This is a genomic window from Streptomyces sp. NPDC046465 (assembly GCF_040646035.1).
Classification (GTDB): Bacteria; Actinomycetota; Actinomycetes; order Streptomycetales; family Streptomycetaceae; genus Streptomyces.
Genome location: NZ_JBEYZK010000050.1, coordinates 1 through 23,313 on the forward strand (window position 1 = coordinate 1; position 23,313 = coordinate 23,313).

The window sequence follows — 23,313 nt, forward strand, 5'->3', positions numbered from 1 at the left end:
ACTTCGTAGTCTCCGCCGAGCTGGGGGTATTCGTTGCCCAGGGTGTTGAGGCAGTGCGGGCAGGTCGCGACGATCTTCTTCGCGGCCTTGGGCTTCTTGGTCGACTCGTACTCGTCGTCCTCGCCGAACGCCATGTTCAGCATCGCGACATTTTCCTGGCCGAGTTGCTGGAAGAGGGGTTCGTTGCCCAGGCGGCGTGCGGAGTCGCCGGTGCACTTCTCGTCGCCGCCCATGATGGCGAAGGTGACGCCCGCCATGTGCAGGAGCTCGGCGAAGGCTTTGGTGGTCTTCTTGGCGCGGTCTTCGAGGGCTCCGGCGCAGCCGACCCAGTACAGGTACTCGACGTCGGTGAGGTCTTCGATGTCCTTGCCGACGACCGGAACCTCGAAGTCGAGTTCCTTGAGCCATTCCAGGCGCTGCTTCTTGGCCAGGCCCCAGGGGTTGCCCTTCTTCTCCAGGTTCTTGAGCATCGTTCCGGCCTCGGAGGGGAACGCGCTCTCGATCATGACCTGGTAGCGGCGCATGTCGACGATGTGGTCGATGTGCTCGATGTCGACGGGGCACTGCTCGACACAGGCGCCACAGGTGGTGCAGGACCACAGGACGTCAGGATCGATGACACCGTTCTCCTCGACCGTGCCGATCAGCGGCCGCTCGGCCTCCGCCAGCGCGGCAGCGGGAACGTCCTTCAGCTGCTCGGCACTCGCCTTCTCCTCGCCCTCCATGGTCTTGCCGCCACCGGCAAGCAAGTACGGCGCCTTGGCATGGGAGTGGTCGCGCAGCGACATGATCAGCAGCTTCGGGGACAGCGGCTTGCCGGTGTTCCAGGCGGGGCACTGCGACTGGCAGCGCCCGCACTCCGTGCAGGTGGAGAAGTCCAGCAGGCCCTTCCAGGAGAACTGCTCGACCTGGGAGACGCCGAAGACGGCGTCCTCGGCCGGGTCCTCCCAGTCGATCGGCTTGCCGCCGGACGTCATCGGCTGGAGCTCGCCGAGCGTCGTGCCGCCGTCCGCCTCGCGCTTGAAGAAGATGTTCGGGAAGGCGAGGAAGCGGTGCCAGGCGACCCCCATGTTGGTGTTCAGGCCGACCACGATCATCCAGATGAACGAGGTGGCGATCTTCAGCCCGGCGAAGAAGTACGTGAGGTTCTGCAGGGTGGAGAGGTCCATCCCGCCGAACCAGGAGACGAACGGGTACGAGAGGAAGAACGAGGCCTCGTAGCCGTCGACGTGGTGCTGGGCGCCCTCCAGGGCGTGCAGCGTGAAGATGCAGACGCCGACGATGAGGATGACGGCCTCGACGAAGTACGCCTGGCCGGTCTTGGAGCCCGCGAAGCGGGACTTGCGGCCCGGCCCGTCGGGGCGGTTCAGCTGGCGGATGACGATCAGCGTGAGGATGCCGACCACCGTCATCGTGCCGATGAACTCGACGAAGACGTTGTACGGTGCCCAGTCGCCGATGACCGGCAGGAGCCAGTCGGCCCGGAAGAGCTGGCCGACGGCGTTCACGATCGTCAGCAGCAGCGTGAAGAAGCCCACCGCCACGAACCAGTGCGCGAAGCCGACGATGCCCCACCTGTTCATGCGCGTATGGCCGAGGAACTCCTTGACCACGGTGAGGGCACGCTGCCAGGGATTGTCGGTCCTGAGACCGGCGGGCACGGGCTGACCGAGCCGGACGAACCGGTAGATCTGCACGATGGCACGGCTGAACAGCGCGACGCCGACCGCGATGAGGACCAGCGACACGATGATCGCGGCGAGTTGCATGTGGGGGCTCCTCGAACCTGCGAGGCGAAGTTCTGCCAAGCGGTGCGTATAGCGGTACTTATGCAGTCCGGCAGTCCATCTGGGGCTGCCCATTACTGCCCATTGCTCCGCCGCACTGTAGTCAGGGAGGCGGTGGTTCGCCTCGTTCAGGCAACCCTTCGCGGCGCGAGGCGTCCCAGTGCGCCATCCGGGGCCTACCTGCGCGTAAGCACAGGATAAGAGTTGAGTGCCCCCGACTCACTTCTGTTGACGCAAGCGCGGCGCTCATGCATCCTTGAGTCAGATCCACTCAAGATGTACCTCTGGAGGAACCGAAATGGCACGTGCGGTCGGCATCGACCTGGGCACGACTAACTCCGTCGTCAGCGTTCTCGAAGGCGGCGAGCCCACCGTCATCACCAACGCCGAGGGTGCCAGGACCACGCCGTCCGTCGTCGCCTTCGCGAAGAACGGCGAGGTGCTGGTCGGCGAGGTGGCCAAGCGCCAGGCGGTCACGAACGTCGACAGGACCATCCGGTCGGTCAAGCGCCACATGGGCACCGACTGGAAGGTGGACATCGACGACAAGGGGTTCAACCCCCAGCAGATCTCGGCGTTCATCCTGCAGAAGCTGAAGCGCGACGCCGAGTCGTACCTGGGCGAGAAGGTGGCCGACGCGGTCATCACCGTCCCGGCGTACTTCAACGACTCCGAGCGCCAGGCCACCAAGGAGGCCGGTGAGATCGCGGGTCTGAACGTCCTGCGCATCGTCAACGAGCCGACCGCCGCCGCTCTCGCGTACGGCCTCGACAAGGACGACCAGACGATCCTCGTCTTCGACCTCGGTGGCGGCACGTTCGACGTGTCCCTCCTGGAGATCGGCGACGGCGTCGTCGAGGTGAAGGCCACGAACGGCGACAACCACCTCGGTGGTGACGACTGGGACCAGCGCGTCGTCGACTACCTGGTCAAGCAGTTCAACAACGGCCACGGCGTGGACCTGGGCAAGGACAAGATGGCGCTCCAGCGCCTGCGCGAGGCAGCCGAGAAGGCCAAGATCGAGCTGTCCTCCTCCACGGAGACCACGATCAACCTGCCGTACATCACGGCCTCCGCCGAGGGCCCGCTGCACCTGGACGAGAAGCTCACGCGCGCCCAGTTCCAGCAGCTCACGTCCGACCTTCTGGAGCGCTGCAAGACGCCGTTCCACAACGTCATCAAGGACGCGGGCATCCAGCTCTCCGAGATCGACCACGTCGTTCTCGTCGGTGGCTCGACCCGTATGCCCGCCGTCGCGGAGCTCGTCAAGGAGCTGACCGGCGGCCAGGACGCCAACAAGGGCGTGAACCCGGACGAGGTCGTCGCCATCGGCGCCGCCCTGCAGGCCGGTGTCCTCAAGGGCGAGGTCAAGGACGTCCTGCTCCTCGACGTCACCCCGCTGTCCCTCGGCATCGAGACCAAGGGAGGGATCATGACCAAGCTCATCGAGCGCAACACCACGATCCCGACCAAGCGCTCCGAGATCTTCACGACGGCCGAGGACAACCAGCCGTCCGTCCAGATCCAGGTCTACCAGGGCGAGCGCGAGATCGCGGCGTACAACAAGAAGCTCGGCATGTTCGAGCTGACCGGTCTGCCCCCGGCGCCCCGCGGCGTCCCGCAGATCGAGGTCGCCTTCGACATCGACGCCAACGGCATCATGCACGTGACCGCGAAGGACCTGGGCACGGGCAAGGAGCAGAAGATGACCGTCACCGGTGGCTCCTCGCTGCCGAAGGACGAGGTCAACCGGATGCGCGAAGAGGCCGAGAAGTACGCGGACGAGGACCACGCCCGCCGCGAGGCCGCCGAGTCCCGCAACCAGGGCGAGCAGCTCGTCTACCAGACGGAGAAGTTCCTCAAGGACAACGAGGACAAGGTTCCGGGTGACGTGAAGACCGAGGTCGAGACCGCCGTCGGCGAGCTGAAGGAGAAGCTCAAGGGCGAGGACACGGCCGAGATCCGCACCGCCACCGAGAAGGTCGCCGCCGTCTCGCAGAAGCTGGGCCAGGCCATGTACGCCGACGCCCAGGCCGCCGGTGCCGAGGGTGCCGCCCCCGGTCCCGACGCCGAGGCCAAGGCCGACGACGACGTCGTCGACGCCGAGATCGTGGACGACGAGAAGCCCGGTGACGCGAAGGGCGGCGCTGCCTGATGACCGAGGAGACCCCGGGTTTCGGCGACAGCGCCGAGAAGCCCGACGTCCCCTCTGGCGCCACCTCTGATGACGCTGCGCCGAAGGCCGCCGAGCCCTCCACCGAGGAGGGCGCGGCGGCCCCGGCCGGGGACACGGACAGCAAGACGTCCGCACAGGATGTACAGGATGTGGGCCTGACCGCCCAGCTGGATCAGGTGCGCACCGCGCTCAACGAGCGCACCGCGGACCTCCAGCGGCTGCAGGCCGAGTATCAGAACTACCGCCGTCGGGTGGAGCGGGACAAGGTGACGGTGAAGGAGATCGCCTCGGCGAACCTCCTCTCCGAGATCCTCCCGACCCTCGACGACATCGGCCGGGCCCGTGAGCACGGCGAGCTGGTGGGCGGCTTCAAGTCGGTGGCGGAGTCTCTCGAGACCGTCGTCGCCAAGCTGGGGCTGCAGCAGTTCGGCAAGGAGGGCGAGCCCTTCGACCCGACGATCCACGAAGCCCTGATGCACAGCTACGCACCGGACGTCACCGAGACGACGTGCGTCGCGATCCTGCAGCCGGGGTATCGCATCGGCGAGCGCACCATCCGCCCCGCGCGGGTGGCCGTCGCCGAGCCGCAGCCCGGCGCGCAGACGGTCAAGGGCGAGACGGCCGAGGCCGACGCCGAGTCGGCCGAGCCGACAGACCCGACGAGCAAGGACAGCGGTGGCCCGGACGAGGGCTGACGTTGCACTGACAACGGAGTACCGAAAGGGGGTACGTCGAGGATGAGCACCAAGGACTTCATCGAGAAGGACTACTACAAGGTCCTCGGCGTCCCCAAGGACGCCACCGAAGCCGAGATCAAGAAGGCGTACCGGAAGCTCGCCCGCGAGAACCACCCGGACGCCAACAAGGGCAATCCGAAGGCGGAGGAGCGCTTCAAGGAGGTCTCCGAGGCGAATGACGTCCTCGGTGACCCCAAGAAGCGCAAGGAGTACGACGAAGCGCGTGCTCTCTTCGGCAACGGCGGATTCCGGCAAGGCCCCGGAGGCGGCGGCGGATCGTTCAACTTCGACCTGGGCGACCTCTTCGGAGGCGGCGCCCAGGGCGGTGGCGGAGCGGCCGGCGGCGGCTTCGGGGGCGGCATCGGTGACGTCTTCGGGGGCCTGTTCAACCGCGGCGGCGCGGGTGCCGGAGCCGGCACGCGTACGCAGCCGAGGCGCGGCCAGGACATCGAGTCCGAGGTCACGCTGAGTTTCACGGAGGCGGTGGACGGCGCGACGGTGCCGCTCCGCATGTCCTCCCAGGCGCCCTGCAAGGCGTGTTCCGGCACCGGCGACAAGAACGGCACGCCGCGCGTGTGCCCGACCTGTGTCGGCACGGGCCAGGTCTCGCGGGGCGGAGGCGGCGGGTTCTCCCTCACCGACCCGTGCATGGACTGCAAGGGCCGTGGGCTGATCGCCCAGGACCCCTGTGAGGTCTGCGGCGGCAGCGGCCGCGCCAAGTCGTCCCGGACGATGCAGGTGCGGATTCCGGCCGGTGTCTCGGACGGGCAGCGCATCCGCCTGCGCGGCAAGGGCGCGCCCGGCGAGCGGGGCGGCCCGGCCGGTGATCTGTACGTGGTCGTGCATGTCGACGCCCACCCGGTCTTCGGCCGCAAGGGTGACAACCTCACGGTCACGGTGCCGGTCTCGTACCCCGAGGCGGCGCTGGGCGGCGAGGTGAAGGTGCCCACTCTGGGCGGCCCGCCCGTCACCCTGAAGCTGCCCGCCGGCACACCCAACGGCCGTACGATGCGGGCCCGCGGCAAGGGCGCGGTCCGTAAGGACGGCTCCCGGGGCGATCTGCTCGTGACGGTGGAGGTAGCGGTTCCGACCTCCCTGTCGGACGAGGCGAGGGAAGCCCTGGGGTCCTACCGCAAGGCGACTGCGGGCGACGACCCGCGGGCAGACCTGTTCCAGGCCGCGAAGGGAGCATGAGATGGACGGCCGTCGTCGACAGCCCGGACTGGGCAGGGCGTACCAACTCACCGACGAGACGCCGGTGTACGTCATTTCGGTGGCCGCTCAGCTCTCCGGCCTGCATCCGCAGACCCTGCGGCAGTACGACCGCCTCGGTCTCGTCTCCCCGGACCGCACCGCGGGCCGCGGCCGGCGGTACTCCGCCCGCGACATCGAACTGCTGCGCACCGTGCAGCAGTTGTCGCAGGAGGAGGGCATCAACCTCGCCGGCATCAAGCGCATCATCGAGCTGGAGAACCAGGTGGCCGCGCTCCAGTCGCGCGTCGCGGAGCTCTCCGCGGCCGTCGAGGGAGCCGCCACCGCCATGCAGCAACGCGAAGCGGCGGTGCACGCCTCGTACCGCCGTGACCTCGTCCCCTATCAGGACGTGCAGCAGGCGAGCGCACTGGTGGTGTGGCGCCCCAAGCGGGCGACCGAGCAGTAGCTTGCCGGGGGTTTCAGTACCCTCGTACAGGGCCGGGAGGTGACAACCTCCCGGCCCTGTCGTGATGTGTGATGGTGACTTGATGGGGACTACCCGGGGGAGTTGAGCCGACCGTGGCCATGGTGGGGCTGTTCTGGATCGCCGAGGGCGATGTGTACGTGGGCGCGAAGCCGGCCGGGCTCGCCCCCGGGGTGCGGCTGACCCCGGAGGGCGTACTGGCCCTGGGCGACGGGCAGTCCGCCATGTGGCCGTGGGAGGACGTGCACGCGCTGACGGTCGACGACGTGCCGGTGAAGACGCTGAAGCGGCACGTGGGCGCGGCGGTCGACATGGTGCTCTCCGTCGGCTTCGGCAGCGGTGACGAGGCGCCGAGGATGACGGTGCGGCTGGCGGACGCGGAGGACACCGACACGGAACTGACGGCGTACACCGCGGCGGCGATCGGCTACTCCCAGCGCGAGTACGACCTCTCCCGCACCCTCCTGTCCCGCCTGACGGAGGGCGCGGGCACCTTGATCACCACGCTGACGGCGATGGCGGACTGGGGCCGCCGCCACGAGGGCGGGTCGCCGCGGGCGGCGGAGCGGGAGAGGCTGCTGCGGGAGTGGGTGGCGGAGGCGGGGGGCTGAGGCCTTCCCGGGCAGGCGTTCTCTCAGAGGTCCTGCTGGCGGACCCTCAGTGGTCCTGCTGGCGGGCCAGGATTCCTGAGCGGCTGATGAGGTAGCCGAGCTGGGCGCGGCTGTGGCTGCCCAGGGTGGCGGCGAGTTTGGCGATGTGGACGCGGGCGGTACGGATGTTCATGCCGAGGCGGTCCGCTATCTCCGCGTCGGTGAGGCCTTCGACGAGGAGCCCCGCGACGGCGTACTGGCGGGTGGTGATGCCGTTCTCGGAGGGTTCGGGGGCGGCCTGCGGCCACATGGGGGTGGCCAGCCGCCACAGCCGCCAGAACGTGGTGGCGAAGTACTCGACCAGGGCCGGGTGGCGGAGTTCGAGGGCGACGCTGCGGTCCCTGCTCGCCGGTATGAAGGCCACGGTGCGGTCGAAGACGAAGAGCCGGTCGGTGACCTCGTCGAGGGTGCGGGCCTCGGTGTCGCCGTCCAGCTGCTCGAAGTAGGCGAGCACGGGCAGGGAGTGGCGTGTCGTGTGCTGGTAGAGGGTGCGCATGCGGCAGCCCCGGGTCAGGATCGCCTGGTCCCGCGGGAAGACTTCGGCCAGGGTCTCGGGGGGCCGGGTGCCGCCGGGCTGGACCGCGAGGAACTCCTCCGTGACCTCGTTCATGGCCCGGTCAATGGCCGAGTTGATGCGGTCGAGGCCGTCGAGGACGGTGATGGTGGGGGCCGAGAGGTGAGGGCCCGACTGCGCGCCGAGGGAGAGGAACGGGTCGAACGACGCGCCGGTCCTGGCCTCTCGGCAGAGCTGGTCCTGGACGCGGTCCTCCATGGTGCGCAGGAGCCGGGGCAGGGCGACGGCGGGGGCGGTGGGCTGCAACCACTGCAGGCCGTCGAGGCCGGGCTGGAGGAGGCCGAGCTCCATGAGGCAGGGTGCCGGTTCGGTCTCGGTGTGGTGGATACGGCCCTCGCGCACGGCACGGCTGTACACGGAAAGTCCTGCCGTACAGAGCTCTTCGACGGCGTGCGGTGCGTGCTTCGTGGCCATGCGGGCCCCCTCCTGCCTGGTTGAAGCGTCGCGATTCTATGCAGGCGGGGACGGGGCGGGCCGGACGCCGTAGTTGAAGTGTCTGCTTCTGGACGGCGGCTTCCGCGTGACCGGTTATGTGCGCCTGAGCCGTGCGGGCCGTCCGGCGCGGAACGGCCTCACCACGCACTCACCGATCTTGGCCGAGAATGTCCGACTGGCCGATGAGATAGCCGAGTTGGGCCCGGCTGCCGCTGCCGAGCGTGGCGGCGAGTTTGGCGATGTGGATGCGGGCGGTACGGATGTTCATGCCGAGGCGCTCGGCGATGTCGGCGTCGGTGAGGCCCTCGACGAGGAGGGTGGCGATGGCGCGCTGGCGGGGGGTGACGCCGTTGTCCGCGGGGAGCGGTGCGACGCGCGGATCCAGCGGCACGGCGAGGCGCCAGAGGCGCTCGAAGGCCGTCACGAAGTACTCGATGAGGGCGGGGTGGCGGATCTCGAGCGCCGCGGTGTGGTCCCTGTTCGCGGGGATGAACGCGACGGTCCGGTCGAGGACGAAGAGCCGCTCGGGGACCTCCGCCAGCGTGCGGACCTCGGTGTCGCCGTCGAGTGTCTCGTGGTACGCGAAGACGGGCAGGGAGTGGCGCGTCGTGTGCTGGTAGAGGGTGCGCAGCCGGCCGCCTCTGGCGAGGACGCCGCGTACCTCCGCGAGGAACTGGTCCAGTACCACGGGGGGCTGGACCCCGCCGGGCTGGATGGAGAGCATCTCCTGGCCGGGACCGGCGCCGGTGCCGTGCCCGGACAGCGCGCGGCTCACCGCCTCCTGGATCTCGGGCAGTTCGTGCAGCACGGTGATGGCACAGGGCGCGGAGGTCCGCACCGTACTGCGGGCCAGCTCCATGAGCGGCTCGAACGCCGTGGCGAGGCGGGTCTCGCTGAGGCGCTGCGCGGCGATGCGCCGCTGGATGCCTTCGAGCAGCGGGGGCAGCGCGGTCGCCGGCGGGGCCGGGAGGAGCCACCGGGGGTCGTCGGCGTCCGGGTGCAGCAGTCCGAAGTCGACGAGGCAGGGCGACGGTTCGGCGTCCGCCCGCGCCACGCGGGTCTCGCGCAGGGCGCGGGCGTACAGCGCGGTTCCTGCTTCGCAGAGTTCGCTGGGGCCGTGGGGGTGGGACCCGGCCGTCACTTCGGGCGTTCCTGGTCGAGGATGCCCGACTGGGCGATGAGATAGCCGAGCTGGGCGCGGCTGCCGCTGCCGAGGGCGGCGGCGATCTTGGCGATGTGGGCGCGGCAGGTGCGGACGTTCATGCCGAGGCGGCGGGCGATGGCCTCGTCGACGTGGCCGTCGATGAGGAGTTTGGCGATGGAGCGCTGGACGCCGGTGATCCCGTCGGACGAGGGCGCGTACGGCACTTCGTCGATGAGGGGAGTGGCTTTGCTCCACTGGTGCTCGAAGACTTTGGCGAGGTATTCGACGATGCCGGGGTGGCGGAGTTCCAGGGCCACTTGGCGGTCTTCGCGAGCGGGAATGAGGGCGACCGTGCGGTCGAAGATCATCAGCCGGTCGATCAGTTCTTCAAGGGTTCTGATCTGTACATTGCCCTTGGCCATGCGTGCCGCGTAGGCCAGAGTTCCCTGGCTGTGGCGGACGGTGTGCTGGTAGAGCGTGCGCATGGTGATGCCGCGGTCGAGTACGGTCTGTCCGCGCTGGAGTGCCACGGTGAGCGAGTCCTCGCTGCGGCCGCCACCCGGCTGGGCGGTGAGTATCTCGAAGGTGCACTCGGCCGTGGCGCGCTCGATGGCGGCGTCGATGTGCTGGTTGTTCTCCAGGACCGCGATCGAGGGGCTCGTCGGCTCGGCACGGGCGGTGATGGCCATGAATGGCTCGAAAATGTCTGTGAGCTGCACGGCGAGCCTCCGCCGGTCCCGGATCTCCCGTTCGAGGGGATTGAGGCGCTGAGCGAGCGCGGCGGCGGGGGAAACCGGACGCAACCAGCCGCCGTCGTCCGGGTCGGGGTGCAGCAGGCTGGATTCCAGGAGGCAGGGCGTGTTCTCGGCCTCGGAGCGGGCCAGGCGACCATTGGCCAACGCATGGGCGTAGAGCCTCGCGCCCTCGTCGCATAGAGGCACTGAGGGGTGAGGATGTGTCGGTTTGGTGCCTGTTGTTAGCAAATCTCCACCCCCCAGGGTCCTGAACGTGCAGGAACATGATGCATCGACCCTGTGGCTTTGACGTGCTCAATTGAGACATCGTCTCTAGAGCCGGGGGAGAGAAATCTACCAAGTGAGGACGAAGCCGATCATGTTTAAGCGCATGCTTCGCTCGGTGCTTGTCACCACCTTCTCCGTCGGGCTGGCCCTGGGCACGGTGACCACCCTGGATCTCTCCTGGCACAGCGCACCTGCTGGGGGGTCCACGGTGTCCGCGCCGCCGCCGGACCTGTCCTGGCACGTGCTGCCGGAGGGTGGCAAGGCATGAGCACGCCTCCTGACGACCGTACCTTCCGCCGGGAAATGGCCACCGCCTACCGCTCCGGTTGGCACTTCATCGACCTCGTGACCGCGATCCCCCACCGCGGCGACTCGTTGATGGTGACCCTGCTCGGCGAGCCGATCGTCGTCACGCGTGACGACGAGGAAGAGATAAGGGCGTACCGCTGCCTGCGCAGGCCCCGCGGCGCGCCGCAGCCCGTGCGCTGCGCCATCCGGTACGGGATGGTCTTCGTCAATCTCGACCGGCGCGACCACCAGGTGGTCGGCGGCCAGGACCAGCACGACGAGGGCGCCGCGAGCGCCCAGGACAACATCACAGCCACCCCCCGCAGTGCCTGACGCGATTCCCCCGTCGTTGTAAATCGCGCAGGCGCTTCCCCCAGCAGCGGCGCCACCGTGGACCTGAACACGGTGGTGCCGCTGTGGTGTGCTCGGAGCCTGTGTCAGGTTTTTCCCAGTGCTCGCGTCAGCTTGATCTCGATCAGGACCCGGTCCGGGTTCGGGGACGGGCGGCGCTCGTAGCGCTCCTCGTAGCGGCGTTCCGCCTCCGCGATCGCCGCCGGGTCCGTGCGAATCTCCGCGATCCCCTCCAGCGTCGCCCAGCGTCGGCCCTCGAACTGGCAGACCGCCACCCGCGCCCCGGTGCCCTCCGTGCCCGCCGCCGCCAGGATGTTGGCGACCTTCCGGCTCGTCCTGCGCGCGAGGACCCGGGCGACGCCCGCCTCCGGGTCGTACGTCACGCCGACCGGCACCACGTGCGGCGTGCCGTCCGGGCGCGGGGTCGTCAGGGTGCATACGCGCCGTTCACGCCAGAAGCTGAGGTAGGACTCGGGCGGGTCGGAGAGGTCGACGCGCCGGGTCGCGGGAGTCGGAGCCGTAGGTGCCATGGGTACGGAACATAGCCGCCCGGACTTTCCGGCCCACCCTTGAGTGGAATAGACTCAACTTTGTGTACGTTGGCATAGTCAGTGTTACGGGGTTACGGGCGCCTGCGTGTGGAACCCGTAGGCCCGTATGACGTATCCGTATGACGTACCCGTACGACGTGGATGGACCCCGTAAGGAGGAGAAGCGCACGTGGACGCCGAGCTGACCAACAGGAGCCGGGACGCGATCAACGCGGCCACCAGCCGTGCCGTCAAGGACGGTCACGCCGATCTGACCGCCGCGCATCTGTTGCTCGCGCTGCTGGAGGGCGAGGACAACGAGAACATCGTCGACCTGCTCGCCGCGGCCGACGCCGACCAGGCCGCCGTGCGCGCGGACACCGAGGGGGTCCTCGCGGCGCTGCCCAGCGTGACCGGGTCCACCGTCGCGCCGCCTCAGCCCGACCGCGAGATGCTGGCCGTCGTCGCGGACGCCGCCAAGCGCGCGAAGGAGCTCGGTGACGAGTACCTGTCGACCGAGCACCTGCTCATCGGCATCGCCGCGAAGGGCGGCAAGGCCGGGGACGTACTCAACCGGCACGGAGCCGGCAGCAAGAAGCTGCTGGCCGCATTCGAGAAGACCAGGGGAGGGCGCCGGGTGACCACACCCGACCCCGAGGGCCAGTACAAGGCCTTGGAGAAGTTCGGCACCGATTTCACCGCCGCCGCCCGCGAGGGCAGGCTCGACCCGGTGATCGGGCGGGACCAGGAGATCCGGCGCGTGGTGCAGGTCCTGTCGCGGCGTACGAAGAACAACCCCGTCCTCATCGGCGAGCCCGGCGTCGGCAAGACCGCCGTCGTCGAAGGGCTCGCCCAGCGCATCGTGAAGGGCGACGTCCCGGAGTCGCTGAAGAACAAGCGGCTCGTCTCCCTCGACCTGGGCGCCATGGTCGCGGGTGCGAAGTACCGCGGCGAGTTCGAGGAGCGCCTGAAGACCGTCCTCTCCGAGATCAAGGAGAGCGACGGGCAGGTCATCACGTTCATCGACGAGCTGCACACCGTCGTGGGAGCGGGCGCGGGCGGCGACTCCGCCATGGACGCGGGCAACATGCTCAAGCCCATGCTCGCCCGCGGTGAGCTGCGGATGGTCGGCGCGACCACCCTCGACGAGTACCGCGAGCGGATCGAGAAGGACCCCGCCCTTGAGCGGCGCTTCCAGCAGGTCCTCGTCGCCGAGCCGAGCGTCGAGGACTCCATCGCGATCCTCCGCGGGCTCAAGGGACGGTACGAGGCGCACCACAAGGTCCAGATCGCCGACAGCGCGCTCGTCGCCGCCGCCACCCTCTCCGACCGGTACATCACCTCCCGCTTCCTGCCCGACAAGGCCATCGACCTCGTCGACGAGGCCGCGTCCCGGCTGCGCATGGAGATCGACTCCTCGCCCGTCGAGATCGACGAACTCCAGCGCGCCGTCGACCGCCTGAAGATGGAGGAGCTCGCCCTCAGCAAGGAGACGGACCCCGCGAGCAAGCAGCGCCTGGAGAAGCTGCGGCGCGACCTCGCCGACAAGGAGGAGGAGCTGCGCGGCCTCACCGCACGCTGGGAGAAGGAGAAGCAGTCCCTCAACCGCGTCGGTGAGCTGAAGGAGAAGCTCGACGAACTGCGCGGCCAGGCCGAACGCGCCCAGCGCGACGGCGACTTCGACACCGCGTCCAAGCTGCTCTACGGCGAGATCCCGAGCCTGGAGCACGACCTCGAAGTCGCCTCCGAGGCCGAGGAGGAGGCCGTCCAGGCCAAGGACCTCATGGTGAAGGAGGAGGTCGGCCCCGACGACATCGCCGACGTCGTCGGATCCTGGACCGGCATCCCCGCGGGACGCCTCCTCGAAGGCGAGACGCAGAAGCTCCTCCGCATGGAGGACGAGCTGGGCCGCCGCCTCATCGGCCAGACCGAGGCCGTGCGCGCGGTGTCCGACGCGGTGCGGCGCACCCGCGCGGGCATCGCCGACCCCGACCGGCCCACCGGTTCGTTCCTCTTCCTCGGCCCGACCGGTGTCGGCAAGACCGAGCTCGCCAAGGCCCTCGCGGACTTCCTCTTCGACGACGAGCGGGCCATGGTCCGCATCGACATGAGCGAGTACAGCGAGAAGCACAGCGTGGCGCGGCTCGTCGGCGCCCCGCCGGGATACGTGGGGTACGAGGAGGGCGGCCAGCTGACGGAGGCCGTGCGGCGGCGCCCGTACAGCGTCGTGCTGCTCGACGAGGTCGAGAAGGCGCACCCCGAGGTCTTCGACATCCTGCTCCAGGTGCTCGACGACGGACGGCTGACCGACGGGCAGGGCCGAACGGTCGACTTCCGCAACACCATCCTGATCCTCACGTCCAACCTCGGCAGTCAGTACCTCGTGGAGCCGCTGACCAGCGAGGAGGAGAAGAAGCAGCAGGTCCTCGAAGTCGTGCGGGCCTCCTTCAAGCCGGAGTTCCTCAACCGGCTCGACGACCTCGTCGTCTTCTCCGCGCTCAGCAGGGACGAGCTGGCGCACATCGCCGAGCTGCAGATCAACCGCCTCGCCAAGCGGCTCGCCGACCGGCGCCTCACGCTGGACGTCACGCCCGAGGCGCTGGCCTGGCTGGCGGACGAGGGCAACGATCCGGCGTACGGGGCGCGGCCGCTGCGGCGGCTCATCCAGACGTCCATCGGGGACCGGCTCGCGAAGGAGATCCTCTCCGGGGAGGTCAAGGACGGGGACGTGGTCCGGGTGGACCGGGTCGCGGACGGCCTCAGCGTGGGCCCATCCTCACAGGAACCGTCTTCGGGCAAGTCGCTGTAACGGCAGCCCGTCTGCCCGGACAACTCGATCGCCGTCCGCGGGTCGTGGTCCGTCCTCGCGCAGTTCCCCGCGCCCCTGACGGGCGCGCAGCGCCCTCCAGGGGCGCGGGGAACTGCGCGACCAGCCATCGGTCGTCCGCAGACGGCGAACGGCGGAAACCCGGACGGTGGGTAGCCGGGCTTGCCCCCGGGGCCCCTTCCTGGGAGAGGATGGGGCCATTCATACGAAGGGACAAAGCACGTGAGCATCGACCCGTCCTCCATTCCGAATTTCGGGGGCCAGCCCGATCCGCAGCAGGGCGCAGGACCGGCGGGCCCCGTCGTCCCCGACCAGGACCTGGTCAAGCAGCTTCTCGACCAGATGGAGCTCAAGCACGTCGTCGACGACGAGGGTGACCTCGCGGCGCCGTGGGAGGAGTTCCGTACGTACTTCATGTTCCGCGGCGAGGACGACCAGCAGGTCTTCTCGGTGCGGACGTTCTACGACCGGCCGCACACGATCGAGACCAAGCAGCAGCTCCTTGAGTCGATCGACGACTGGAACCGCCGCACGCTGTGGCCGAAGGTCTACAGCCACACGCACGACGACGGCACGGTCCGCCTCATCGGCGAGGCCCAGATGCTGATCGGCACCGGTGTCTCCCTGGAGCACTTCGTGTCGTCGACGGTCAGCTGGGTGCGCGCCGCGATCGAGTTCGACAAGTGGCTCGTGGAGCAGCTGGGCCTGGAGTCCGAGGTCGACTCGGCCGAGGGCGAGGAGAAGCCCGGCGGCGACGAGGCCTGAGGGCCCCGCACCGCACGGCGACACGCACGCCGACGAGAGCCCGGCCGGGGCGCACACCACCAGGTGAGCGCTTCCGGACGGGCTCTCGTCCTGCGCGGGGCCGTTCGGCCTAGGGTGAGTGGCGCACCCGGGCGGCGGACGAGAGAAAGCGGGATCGCATGGACACGGTGGGGACGGCGGGCGTCCGCGGCGAGGTGGGTTCCGAGGCGTGGGCCCCGGCCGCGCGCGTGCGGGACATGGGGACCTCGATCTTCACGGAGATGACGGAGCTCGCGCGCCGCACCGGCGCCGTGAACCTCGGGCAGGGCGTCCCGGAGCTGGCCGCTCCGCCCGCGCTCCTGCGGGACGTCGCGGACGCCGTGCGCTCCGGCAACAACCAGTACCCGCCCGCGACCGGCTTCCCGGCCCTGCGCGAGGCGATCGCCGCCCACCAGCTCCGGCGGTACGGGCTCGACTACGCGCCCACCGGAGAGGTGCTGGTCACCACGGGCGCGACGGAAGCGCTCGCGGCCGCCCTCCTCGCGCTCTGCGACCCCGGGGACGAGGTCATCGCCTTCGACCCCTGCTACGACGCCTACGCGGCGGACGCACGCCTGGCCGGTGCCCGTGTCGTGGGCGTTCCCCTCGTCCTCGACGGCGACGGGTTCGTCCTCGACGCCGACGCGCTGCGGGCCGCCGTGACGCCCCGTACGCGGGTGCTCCTGCTCAACTCCCCGCACAACCCCACAGGGAAGGTCTTCACGGCCGACGAGCTGGCGGCCGTCGCGGACGTCTGCCGCGAGCACGCGCTGACGGTCGTGACGGACGAGGTCTACGAGCACCTCGTCTTCGACGACGGCGCGCGGCACCTGCCCATCGCGGCGCTCCCGGGCATGCGCGAGCGGACGCTGATCGTGTCGTCGGCCGGAAAGACCTTCAACGTGACGGGCTGGAAGGTCGGCTGGGTCTGCGGTCCGGCCCCGCTCGTCGCGGCGGTCGGCTCCGCCAAGCAGTTCCTCACGTACGCCTCGGGCACGCCCTATCAGGAGGCGCTGGCCCGTGCGCTCGGCTCGGTGGAGGAGTGGGCGGCGGGCGTACGGGACACGCTGCGGACCAACCGGGACGTACTGAGCGAGGGGCTCACCCGCGCGGGCCTGCGTCCCTTCCGCGCCGAGGCCGGGTACTTCCTGCAGGCGGACGTACGTCCGTGGGGTTACGGGAGCGGCATCGACTTCTGCCGTGAACTCCCGGAGCGCGCGGGCGTCGTGGCCATCCCGACGTCGGCGTTCTACCTGAGCCAGGACGCCCCGGCCTGGCTGGTCCGGTTCTCGATCTGCAAGCGCGAGGACTCCATCCGCAAGGCGGTGGAGCAGCTCGCCGCGGCGCGCTGAGAGCCTGTGACACAGGCTCTGAACCTCTGGAGTTCCTCAACTCTGCTTTGGGCCGGGTTCGGCACGGGCATCTCCCTGGCACGCAAGAAGCACGGCCCACGGGGGACCTGCTTCGGGGGAACGGAAGGAGTGTGAGGGCCATGGTCGTGGCTTTCGTCTTCGTCGTGGTGTTCGTGCTCGCCTTGGCCGCGGTGTTCAGCTTCGGGGGAAGCAGTCGGCGTCGTAAGGGTTCGCGGTGGAGCTCGGGTACCGCGTCCGGTGCGTCGGGCGGCGGCAGCTGGTGGGCCGGGGCCGGGGGCGACGGCGGTGGCGGGCACCACGGCGGAGGGCACTCCTGCGGAGGCGGGTCGTCCTGTGGGAGCAGTGGTTCCTCGTGCGGGGGCGGTGGCTCCTCGTGCGGTGGAGGCGGGGGCGGATGCGGCGGAGGCAGCTGACACGGGGCAGCTGGTCCACCGGTTCCACACCGGGCGCCCGGCGGGGGTGGTCAACCCCCGCCGGGCGCTCCGGCGTTGCCGCCGTACTGAACAGTTGAACTGTGCAGCCCTCATGGGGATGGAAACCCTACGAAGTTGGGTAAAAACGCAGTGGCAGCGTCGCCGACCATGATTCCCTCTTGAACGTCAGCACCGCCCAAGGACGTACGTCGCAGGTTTCGCAGAGAGCGTTCTGGATACCCGTCAGATGACGTCCTCGTGGGCACGAGCCGGCATCCCGACCTCCCGGTGATCTAACCGGGTGCGCCGGCCCCACCTCCATTGAGTGTTAGCGGAGCCGACCCATGCTCACGACCCTGAAGACTGTGTACACCGACACGTGCGCCGCGGATCTCGCCTGGGCCCTGGGGCGCGAGCCACTGCCCGCGCTCGCCACCCTGGAGCTCGATTTCGGCGGCGCGAAGATGCAGTTGAGACTGCTCGGCGCCTCGCACCAGGTTCTCCTGGAGGATGACCAGGGCGGCTGTTCCGAGACCGTGGCCTGCCTTCCCGGCAGCAGCACCCCGCTCCCGCTCGGTGTCTCCAAGCGCGTCGGCGAATGGGAGTACGAATTCGCCGCGCGCGTCGAGACGCTCTCGCGCGGCCAGTTCGCGGGCCGGGCCCAGGAGTTGCTCGCCCTGGTCGCCGAGCACCCGCACGGCCTGGCCGGGGTGTTCCCCGGCAGCCCGCACGCCTTCACCGCACTGCTCGCGCAGCGTCACGAAGGAGCGCTGATGTGGCGCACGTGGCACGCGTACCCGCAGGACGGCCAGCTGGTGGCGACACGGACGCGCGTGGGGGTGCGGATGCCGACGCCGGTGCCGATGTGAGTGCTGACAGTGGGCAGAACCGCGCATGGAACGGGAGTTACACCCATGTGGGGGACCCGGAGTGAGCGCATGGTGACGTAGCGTTCCAGGATGCTCGAGCCCTCGGTGCAGTTGCCGGTCTCTGCCAGGACAGGACGGTTCTTCGTTCTCGCGGGCGTATTCGTCTGTGCTGCCTGCGGACTCGTCTACGAACTCGAACTGGTCGCCCTCGCCTCGTACTTGATCGGTGACTCCGTCACCCAGGCCTCCGTCGTGCTCTCCGTGATGGTCTTCGCCATGGGCATCGGCTCGCTGCTCGCCAAGCGGCTGCGGCGCCGCGCCTCGGTCTGGTTCGGCCTCGTCGAGTCGGCGCTCGCGCTGGTCGGCGGGTGCAGTGCCATGGCGTTGTACGCGGCGTTCGCGTGGACCGGCGACCGGGGAGAGGTGTGGGCGGACGGGTCGCGGTTCCTGCTCGTCGCGTTCTCCCTCGCCATCGGCATCCTCATCGGCGCCGAGGTGCCGCTCCTGATGGTGCTCATCCAGCGCATCCGGCGCCAGGACGCCGGCGGCGCCGTCGCCGACCTCTTCGCCGCCGACTACGTGGGCGCCCTGGTGGGCGGGCTCGCCTTCCCCTTCCTGCTCCTGCCGCTGTTCGGGCAGCTGACGGGCGCCCTGTTCACCGGCGCGGTCAACGCCTGCGCGGGCGGCGCACTCGTGTTCGGGCTCTTCCGCCGCGACCTCAGCGTGCGCGGCCGCTGGGTGCTCCTCACCACGAACGTCCTCGTGCTCTCCCTGCTCGCCTCCGCCGCCGTGCTCGTCGACGACTTCGAGCGGGCCGCCCGGCGCGCTGTGTACGGCGCGGACGTCCGGGTCGCCGTCCAGACCGACGTCCAGGAAGTCGTCCTGACCGGCGGGCGGCGCTCCACCCTCGGCCTCTTCCTCGACGGACGCCTGCGCATCAGCGGACGCGACGAGAAGCGCTACCACCGGGGCCTCGTGGCACCCGCGATGCGCGGACCGCACGCCCGCGTCCTGGTCCTCGGCGGCGGCGACGGCCTCGCGGCGCGAGAGATCCTGCGCCACCGCGGGGTGCGCCGCCTCGACGTCGTCGAGCTCGACGCGGTCGTGGTCGACCTGGCGCGGCACGACCGGGCGCTGAGCGAGCTCAACGGCCACGCGTACCGCGACCCGCGGGTCCATGTGGTGAACGCCGACGCCTTCCGGTGGCTGCGCTCCGCCCGCGCCCGCTACGACGTGGTGATCTCCGACCTGCCGGACCCGGGCATCACCGTCAGCACGAAGCTGTACTCCCAGGAGTTCTACGGCCTCGCCACCCGTGTCCTGGCCCGCACCGGCCGCCTCGCCGTGCACGCGGGCCCGCTGGTGGCCCGCCCCCGCACCTTCTGGACGGTGGAGGCGACGCTGCGTTCGACGGGGCTGCGGACCGTGCCGTACCGCGTGGGCGGCCGCCGCTCCGGGTTCGCCGCCGGGCCCGACCGGACGGCGCAGAGCGCCCGCGCGGTACGCGACTGGGGGTTCGTGCTCGCCTCGCGGACCGGGCCCGTGCTGCTGCGGGCGGCCGGGTCCGAAGTGGTGCGGGCCGGGGCGGTCGCGGCCGAGCGGACCAGGCAGCCGGGGCTCGCGCCGTCCACCCTTGTGCATCCGCGTTACGCGAACTGACGTACAACACTTGACGAACAGTCGTACAAGTGGCGGCCTCGTGGGTAGGCTCGACTGCCATGGAGCATGAGGTGTTCGTTCCGGTTTCGGCAGAGCGGCTCAGGCAGGTCCTGGCCGACCCCGAGCGGGTCGCGGGGGCGGTCCCCGGGCTGCAGCGCGACGCGGAGGACACGGCGGGTCCGCTCGCCGGGCGCCTCAAGGTGCGCGTCGGGGGCCAGGGCGGGCATACCATCACGTACCGCGGCTCCGCGCGGACCGAGGCCCGCGGCGACGGGACGTACGCGATCGAGGCCGAGGGCGCGGAGGTGCGCGGGTCCGGGTCCGTGAAGCTGACGCTCATCGTGCGGTTCGCACCGGCCGTCGGCGGGACGAACCTGACGTTCGCCGGGGGCGCCGTCGCCGACGGGCGGATCGCCGAAGGTTCTCCACAGGCTGTGGAATCCGCGATGCACCGGCTGCTCGAACGGTTCGCCGAGGGGCTCGGGGCGGTGGCGCCGCCCGACACGGTGACCGACGTCGCCGTCGACGCGGCCGGGACACACACCGTCACCGTGTTCGAGGCCGAGGCCGAGGCCGAGGACGAGGACGGTGCCGACGACCTGGGCGATCTCGACGACATCGTCGTCGACGACGCGAGCGACGTGCGCGACGGGGTGGACATGGATGACATCGATGACGTCGATGGCCTCGATGACGTCGAGGACGCGGACGACGTCGAGACCATCGACGTACCGCCCGCCGAGGCCGCCCACGCGCGCCGCACCATGATCGGCCGCTCCGCCGAGGAGGTCGACCACGCCCCGCCCCGCGGCCGGTACGCGCCCGCGCCCGCCCCCGAGTCCCTCACCGCCAGTGCCACGCTCCGCTGGGCCGCGCCCGCCGCCGCCGTCGCCCTGGCCTCGGCCATCGTCGTCGGCAGGGCCCTGCGCCGCCGCCGCTGACCGCGCACGCCGTAGGGTCGGGCCCGTGAGTACCGAAGACGTGACCCTGACCGCGGGCGCCGCGGAAGTGACCGTGCAGCCGGGCAACGGCTGCCGCATCGGAAGTCTGCGCATCGACGGTGTCGAGCTGCTCAGGCAGGGGGAGCGCTACGGCTGCTTCCCGATGGTGCCGTGGTGCGGCCGCATCGAGAACGGCCGGTTCCAGGACGGTGCGACGGCCCACCAGATGCCGCAGAACTCCCCGCCGCACGCCATCCACGGCTTCGGCCGCGACGCCGCGTGGCGCACGGCCCGCACCTCCGCGACCGAGGCGGTCTTCACGTACGACCTGACCGACCCCTGGCCCTACCCCGGCCGCGTCACCCAGATCGTGGAGCTCACCGAGGAGGCCCTGACGCTGCGCCTCGGCATCGAGACGCGCGGCGGCTCCTTCCCCGCGCAGGCGGGCTGGCACCCCTGGTTCAACAGGAACGTCGGCGGCCAGGACGTGCGCATCGACTTCTCCCCCGCCTGGCAGGAGGAGCGCGGCGACGACCACCTGCCCACCGGCCGCCGCATCGACCGGAAGCCCGGCCCCTGGGACGACTGCTTCGGCATGCCCGACGGCGTGGACGTGACGCTGACCTGGCCCGGACAGGTCGAGATCGACGTCAAGAGCCGCGAACAGTGGGTCGTCGTCTACGACGAGCAGGAGGCCGCGGTGTGCGTGGAGCCGCAGACCGGGCCGCCCAACGGGCTCAACACCGACCCGCGCCTCGTCACCCCCATCGAGCCGCTGGAGACGGCGACCACGTGGACCTGGCGGCGGCTCTGAGCCGTTCTCGGCGCCTTTAAGCTCTAGGGCATGACTGACGTACGCGGCGAGCTGCTGCAGCAGATCAAGGACAAGGCCGTCGTGCACGGCAAGGTGACGCTCTCCTCCGGCCTGGAGGCCGACTACTACATCGACCTCCGCCGGATCACCCTCGACGGCGAGGCCGCCCCGCTGGTCGGCCAGGTCCTGCTCGACCTCACGAAGGACCTCGACTTCGACGCGGTGGGCGGCCTGACCATGGGCGCCGACCCCGTCGCGGGCGCGATGCTGCACGCGTCCGCCGCGCGCGGCAAGCGCCTGGACGCCTTCGTCGTCCGCAAGGCCGCCAAGGCGCACGGCATGCAGCGCCGCGTCGAGGGCCCGGACATCAAGGGCCGCCGCGTCCTGGTCGTCGAGGACACCTCCACCACCGGCGGCTCCCCGCTGACCGCCGTCGAGGCCGTCCGCGAGGCGGGCGCCGAGGTCGTCGGCGTCGCCACGATCGTGGACCGCGCGACCGGCGCCGGCGAGAAGATCACCGAGGGCGCGGGCGTGCCGTATCTCTTCGCGTACTCCAAGGACGACCTCGGCCTGGACTGACGGCCGCGTCTGGAAAGATGGGGGCGACGATGACGTCGCCCCCTTAGGTCAGGGCCAAGCACATACCCGCACATCACAAGGAGCGGACACATGCCCATCGCAACTCCCGAGGTCTACGCCGAGATGCTCGACCGGGCGAAGGCAGGCAAGTTCGCCTACCCGGCCATCAACGTGACCTCCTCGCAGACCCTGCACGCGGCCCTGCGTGGCTTCGCGGAGGCCGAGAGCGACGGCATCATCCAGATCTCCACCGGTGGTGCGGAGTTCCTGGGCGGCCAGTACAACAAGGACATGGTGACGGGCGCCGTGGCCCTCGCCGAGTTCGCGCACATCGTCGCCGCGAAGTACGACATCACCGTCGCACTGCACACCGACCACTGCCCCAAGGACAAGCTGGACACCTACGTCCGTCCGCTGCTCGACATCTCCGCCGAGCGCGTCAAGGCCGGTCGTAACCCGCTCTTCCAGTCGCACATGTGGGACGGCTCCGCCGAGACCCTCGCCGACAACCTGGCCATCGGCCAGGAGCTGCTCGCGAAGGCCGCCGCCGCGAAGATCATCCTTGAGGTGGAGATCACCCCGACCGGTGGCGAGGAGGACGGCGTCACGCACGAGATCAACGACGAGCTGTACACGACCGTCGACGACGCGCTGCGTACGGCCGAGGCCCTGGGCCTGGGCGAGAAGGGCCGCTACCTCCTCGCCGCGTCCTTCGGCAACGTCCACGGCGTCTACAAGCCGGGCAACGTCGTCCTGCGCCCCGAGCTCCTCAAGGACCTCCAGGAGGGCGTCGCCGCGAAGCACGGCAAGCCCGCGGGCTCGCAGCCGTTCGACTTCGTCTTCCACGGCGGCTCCGGCTCCACCGCCGAGGAGATCGCGACCGCCCTGGAGAACGGCGTCGTGAAGATGAACCTCGACACGGACACGCAGTACGCCTTCACGCGTCCCGTCGCGGACCACATGTTCCGCAACTACGACGGCGTCCTGAAGGTCGACGGCGAGGTCGGCTCGAAGAAGACGTACGACCCGCGCACCTGGGGCAAGGCCGCCGAGGCGGGCATGGCCAAGCGCATCACCGAGGCGTGCGCGAACCTGCGCTCCACGGGCACGAAGCTGAAGTAGCCCACAGGCTCTTACGGCTCCGTACGGGCCCGGCACCCTTCCCTGGGTGCCGGGCCCGTTCGCGTATGACGCAGACTTGGGCCCATGGCCATTCACAAGGATCTGCTCGGGGGACCGCCCCCGACCCACCTGCCCGACGACCCCGAGCCGCGCGAGCTGCTCGCGAACGGCGCGGCGCCCGCGGACGTCGCCGCGAAGTACCCCACGTCCTCGCTCGCCTGGGCGCAGCTCGCCGACGAGGCGTTCGAGCGGGGCAGTGTCGTCGAGTCGTACGCGTACGCCCGTACCGGGTACCACCGCGGTCTTGACGCGCTGCGCCGCAGTGGCTGGAAGGGCCACGGCCCGGTGCCGTGGGAGCACGAGCCGAACCGGGGGTTCCTGCGGGCGCTGCACGGGCTTGCGCGGGCTGCGCAGGCGATTGGGGAGCAGGCGGAGTACGAGCGCTGCGCGGGCTTCTTGCGGGATTCTTCCGCCTCCGCGGCGGAGACGCTCGGCTGACGTGAGCGGTGCCGTCGAAGCGGAAGCGGTCCGGGTCGGAGAGGTTCTTGCCGGTCTGGATGC

General features: G+C 70.1%; 22 protein-coding genes. 17 read left to right on the plus strand and 5 right to left on the minus strand.

Annotation, left to right across the window (positions count from 1 at the left end; translation table 11 throughout):
* Positions 1-1,769, minus strand: a 1,769-nt coding sequence (locus ABZ953_RS38425) for a (Fe-S)-binding protein (protein WP_361734026.1), incomplete at its 3' end; no start/stop codon positions are given.
* A gap of 316 nt (positions 1,770-2,085) precedes the next feature.
* Here ABZ953_RS38425 and dnaK point away from each other — a divergent pair.
* From dnaK to ABZ953_RS38450, 5 genes are all read left to right on the plus strand, one after another.
* Positions 2,086-3,942: a molecular chaperone DnaK gene (gene dnaK, locus ABZ953_RS38430; RefSeq protein WP_361734028.1), complete on the plus strand. Its 1,857-nt coding sequence runs from the start codon at positions 2,086-2,088 to the stop codon at positions 3,940-3,942.
* Positions 3,942-4,658, plus strand: a complete 717-nt coding sequence (grpE, locus tag ABZ953_RS38435; RefSeq protein ID WP_361734030.1) for a nucleotide exchange factor GrpE — start codon at positions 3,942-3,944, stop codon at positions 4,656-4,658. Before dnaK ends, grpE begins: the two co-directional genes overlap by 1 nt.
* A 42-nt stretch (positions 4,659-4,700) precedes the next feature.
* Positions 4,701-5,894, plus strand: a complete 1,194-nt coding sequence (gene dnaJ, locus ABZ953_RS38440; protein ID WP_361734031.1) for a molecular chaperone DnaJ — start codon at positions 4,701-4,703, stop codon at positions 5,892-5,894.
* A gap of 1 nt (position 5,895) precedes the next feature.
* A complete protein-coding gene (locus tag ABZ953_RS38445; RefSeq protein WP_361734033.1) occupies positions 5,896-6,360 on the plus strand; it encodes a helix-turn-helix domain-containing protein in 465 nt (154 codons plus the stop codon).
* Positions 6,361-6,479: 119 nt separating this feature from the next.
* Positions 6,480-6,989: a hypothetical protein gene (locus tag ABZ953_RS38450; protein WP_361734064.1), complete on the plus strand. Its 510-nt coding sequence runs from the start codon at positions 6,480-6,482 to the stop codon at positions 6,987-6,989.
* Positions 6,990-7,035: 46 nt separating this feature from the next.
* Here the strand turns inward: ABZ953_RS38450 and ABZ953_RS38455 are convergent, their stop codons facing one another.
* From ABZ953_RS38455 to ABZ953_RS38465, 3 genes are all read right to left on the minus strand, one after another.
* Positions 7,036-8,016, minus strand: a complete 981-nt coding sequence (locus ABZ953_RS38455; protein ID WP_361734035.1) for a LuxR C-terminal-related transcriptional regulator — start codon at positions 8,014-8,016, stop codon at positions 7,036-7,038.
* Between the two features lie 169 nt (positions 8,017-8,185).
* Positions 8,186-9,178 (minus strand): helix-turn-helix transcriptional regulator, encoded by a 993-nt coding sequence (locus ABZ953_RS38460; RefSeq protein WP_361734037.1) that lies wholly within the window; start codon positions 9,176-9,178, stop codon positions 8,186-8,188.
* Positions 9,175-10,164 (minus strand): helix-turn-helix transcriptional regulator, encoded by a 990-nt coding sequence (locus ABZ953_RS38465; protein ID WP_361734039.1) that lies wholly within the window; start codon positions 10,162-10,164, stop codon positions 9,175-9,177. The genes ABZ953_RS38460 and ABZ953_RS38465 overlap by 4 nt, the downstream gene beginning before the upstream one ends.
* Before the next feature lie 142 nt (positions 10,165-10,306).
* Between ABZ953_RS38465 and ABZ953_RS38470 the strand changes: the two genes are divergently transcribed.
* Both ABZ953_RS38470 and ABZ953_RS38475 read left to right on the plus strand, forming a co-directional pair.
* Entirely contained in the window at positions 10,307-10,471 is a 165-nt protein-coding gene (locus ABZ953_RS38470; RefSeq protein ID WP_361734041.1) for a hypothetical protein, read from the plus strand.
* Entirely contained in the window at positions 10,468-10,824 is a 357-nt protein-coding gene (locus ABZ953_RS38475) for a hypothetical protein (RefSeq protein WP_361734043.1), read from the plus strand. The genes ABZ953_RS38470 and ABZ953_RS38475 overlap by 4 nt, the downstream gene beginning before the upstream one ends.
* A gap of 104 nt (positions 10,825-10,928) precedes the next feature.
* Here the strand turns inward: ABZ953_RS38475 and ABZ953_RS38480 are convergent, their stop codons facing one another.
* A complete protein-coding gene (locus tag ABZ953_RS38480) occupies positions 10,929-11,372 on the minus strand; it encodes a pyridoxamine 5'-phosphate oxidase family protein (RefSeq protein WP_361734045.1) in 444 nt (147 codons plus the stop codon).
* Between the two features lie 190 nt (positions 11,373-11,562).
* Here ABZ953_RS38480 and clpB point away from each other — a divergent pair, with 190 nt between their 5' ends.
* The 10 genes from clpB to ABZ953_RS38530 all read left to right on the plus strand — a co-directional run bounded on the left by clpB (position 11,563) and on the right by ABZ953_RS38530 (position 23,250).
* Positions 11,563-14,181 carry an ATP-dependent chaperone ClpB gene (gene clpB / locus ABZ953_RS38485; protein WP_361734047.1) on the plus strand — a complete coding sequence of 873 codons (2,619 nt, stop codon included), beginning with the start codon at positions 11,563-11,565 and terminating at the stop codon, positions 14,179-14,181.
* A 240-nt stretch (positions 14,182-14,421) separates the two neighbouring features.
* Entirely contained in the window at positions 14,422-14,964 is a 543-nt protein-coding gene (locus tag ABZ953_RS38490) for a YbjN domain-containing protein (protein ID WP_361734049.1), read from the plus strand.
* A 236-nt stretch (positions 14,965-15,200) separates the two neighbouring features.
* Positions 15,201-16,334, plus strand: coding sequence for an aminotransferase class I/II-fold pyridoxal phosphate-dependent enzyme (locus ABZ953_RS38495; RefSeq protein WP_361734066.1), 1,134 nt, complete (start codon positions 15,201-15,203; stop codon positions 16,332-16,334).
* 778 nt (positions 16,335-17,112) lie between these two features.
* Entirely contained in the window at positions 17,113-17,637 is a 525-nt protein-coding gene (locus tag ABZ953_RS38500) for a DUF2617 family protein (RefSeq protein ID WP_361734051.1), read from the plus strand.
* A 90-nt stretch (positions 17,638-17,727) separates the two neighbouring features.
* Complete coding sequence (locus tag ABZ953_RS38505) at positions 17,728-19,296, plus strand: polyamine aminopropyltransferase (protein WP_361734053.1); 1,569 nt, start codon at positions 17,728-17,730, stop codon at positions 19,294-19,296.
* A gap of 59 nt (positions 19,297-19,355) precedes the next feature.
* Entirely contained in the window at positions 19,356-20,237 is an 882-nt protein-coding gene (locus ABZ953_RS38510) for an SRPBCC family protein (protein WP_361734055.1), read from the plus strand.
* 25 nt (positions 20,238-20,262) lie between these two features.
* Positions 20,263-21,051 carry an aldose 1-epimerase gene (locus ABZ953_RS38515; RefSeq protein ID WP_361734057.1) on the plus strand — a complete coding sequence of 263 codons (789 nt, stop codon included), beginning with the start codon at positions 20,263-20,265 and terminating at the stop codon, positions 21,049-21,051.
* 30 nt (positions 21,052-21,081) lie between these two features.
* A complete protein-coding gene (pyrE, locus tag ABZ953_RS38520) occupies positions 21,082-21,630 on the plus strand; it encodes an orotate phosphoribosyltransferase (RefSeq protein WP_361734059.1) in 549 nt (182 codons plus the stop codon).
* Between the two features lie 90 nt (positions 21,631-21,720).
* Positions 21,721-22,752: a class II fructose-bisphosphate aldolase gene (gene fbaA, locus ABZ953_RS38525; protein ID WP_361734061.1), complete on the plus strand. Its 1,032-nt coding sequence runs from the start codon at positions 21,721-21,723 to the stop codon at positions 22,750-22,752.
* Between the two features lie 84 nt (positions 22,753-22,836).
* Positions 22,837-23,250 (plus strand): DUF3151 domain-containing protein, encoded by a 414-nt coding sequence (locus ABZ953_RS38530; RefSeq protein ID WP_361734062.1) that lies wholly within the window; start codon positions 22,837-22,839, stop codon positions 23,248-23,250.
* Positions 23,251-23,313 lie beyond the last annotated feature (63 nt).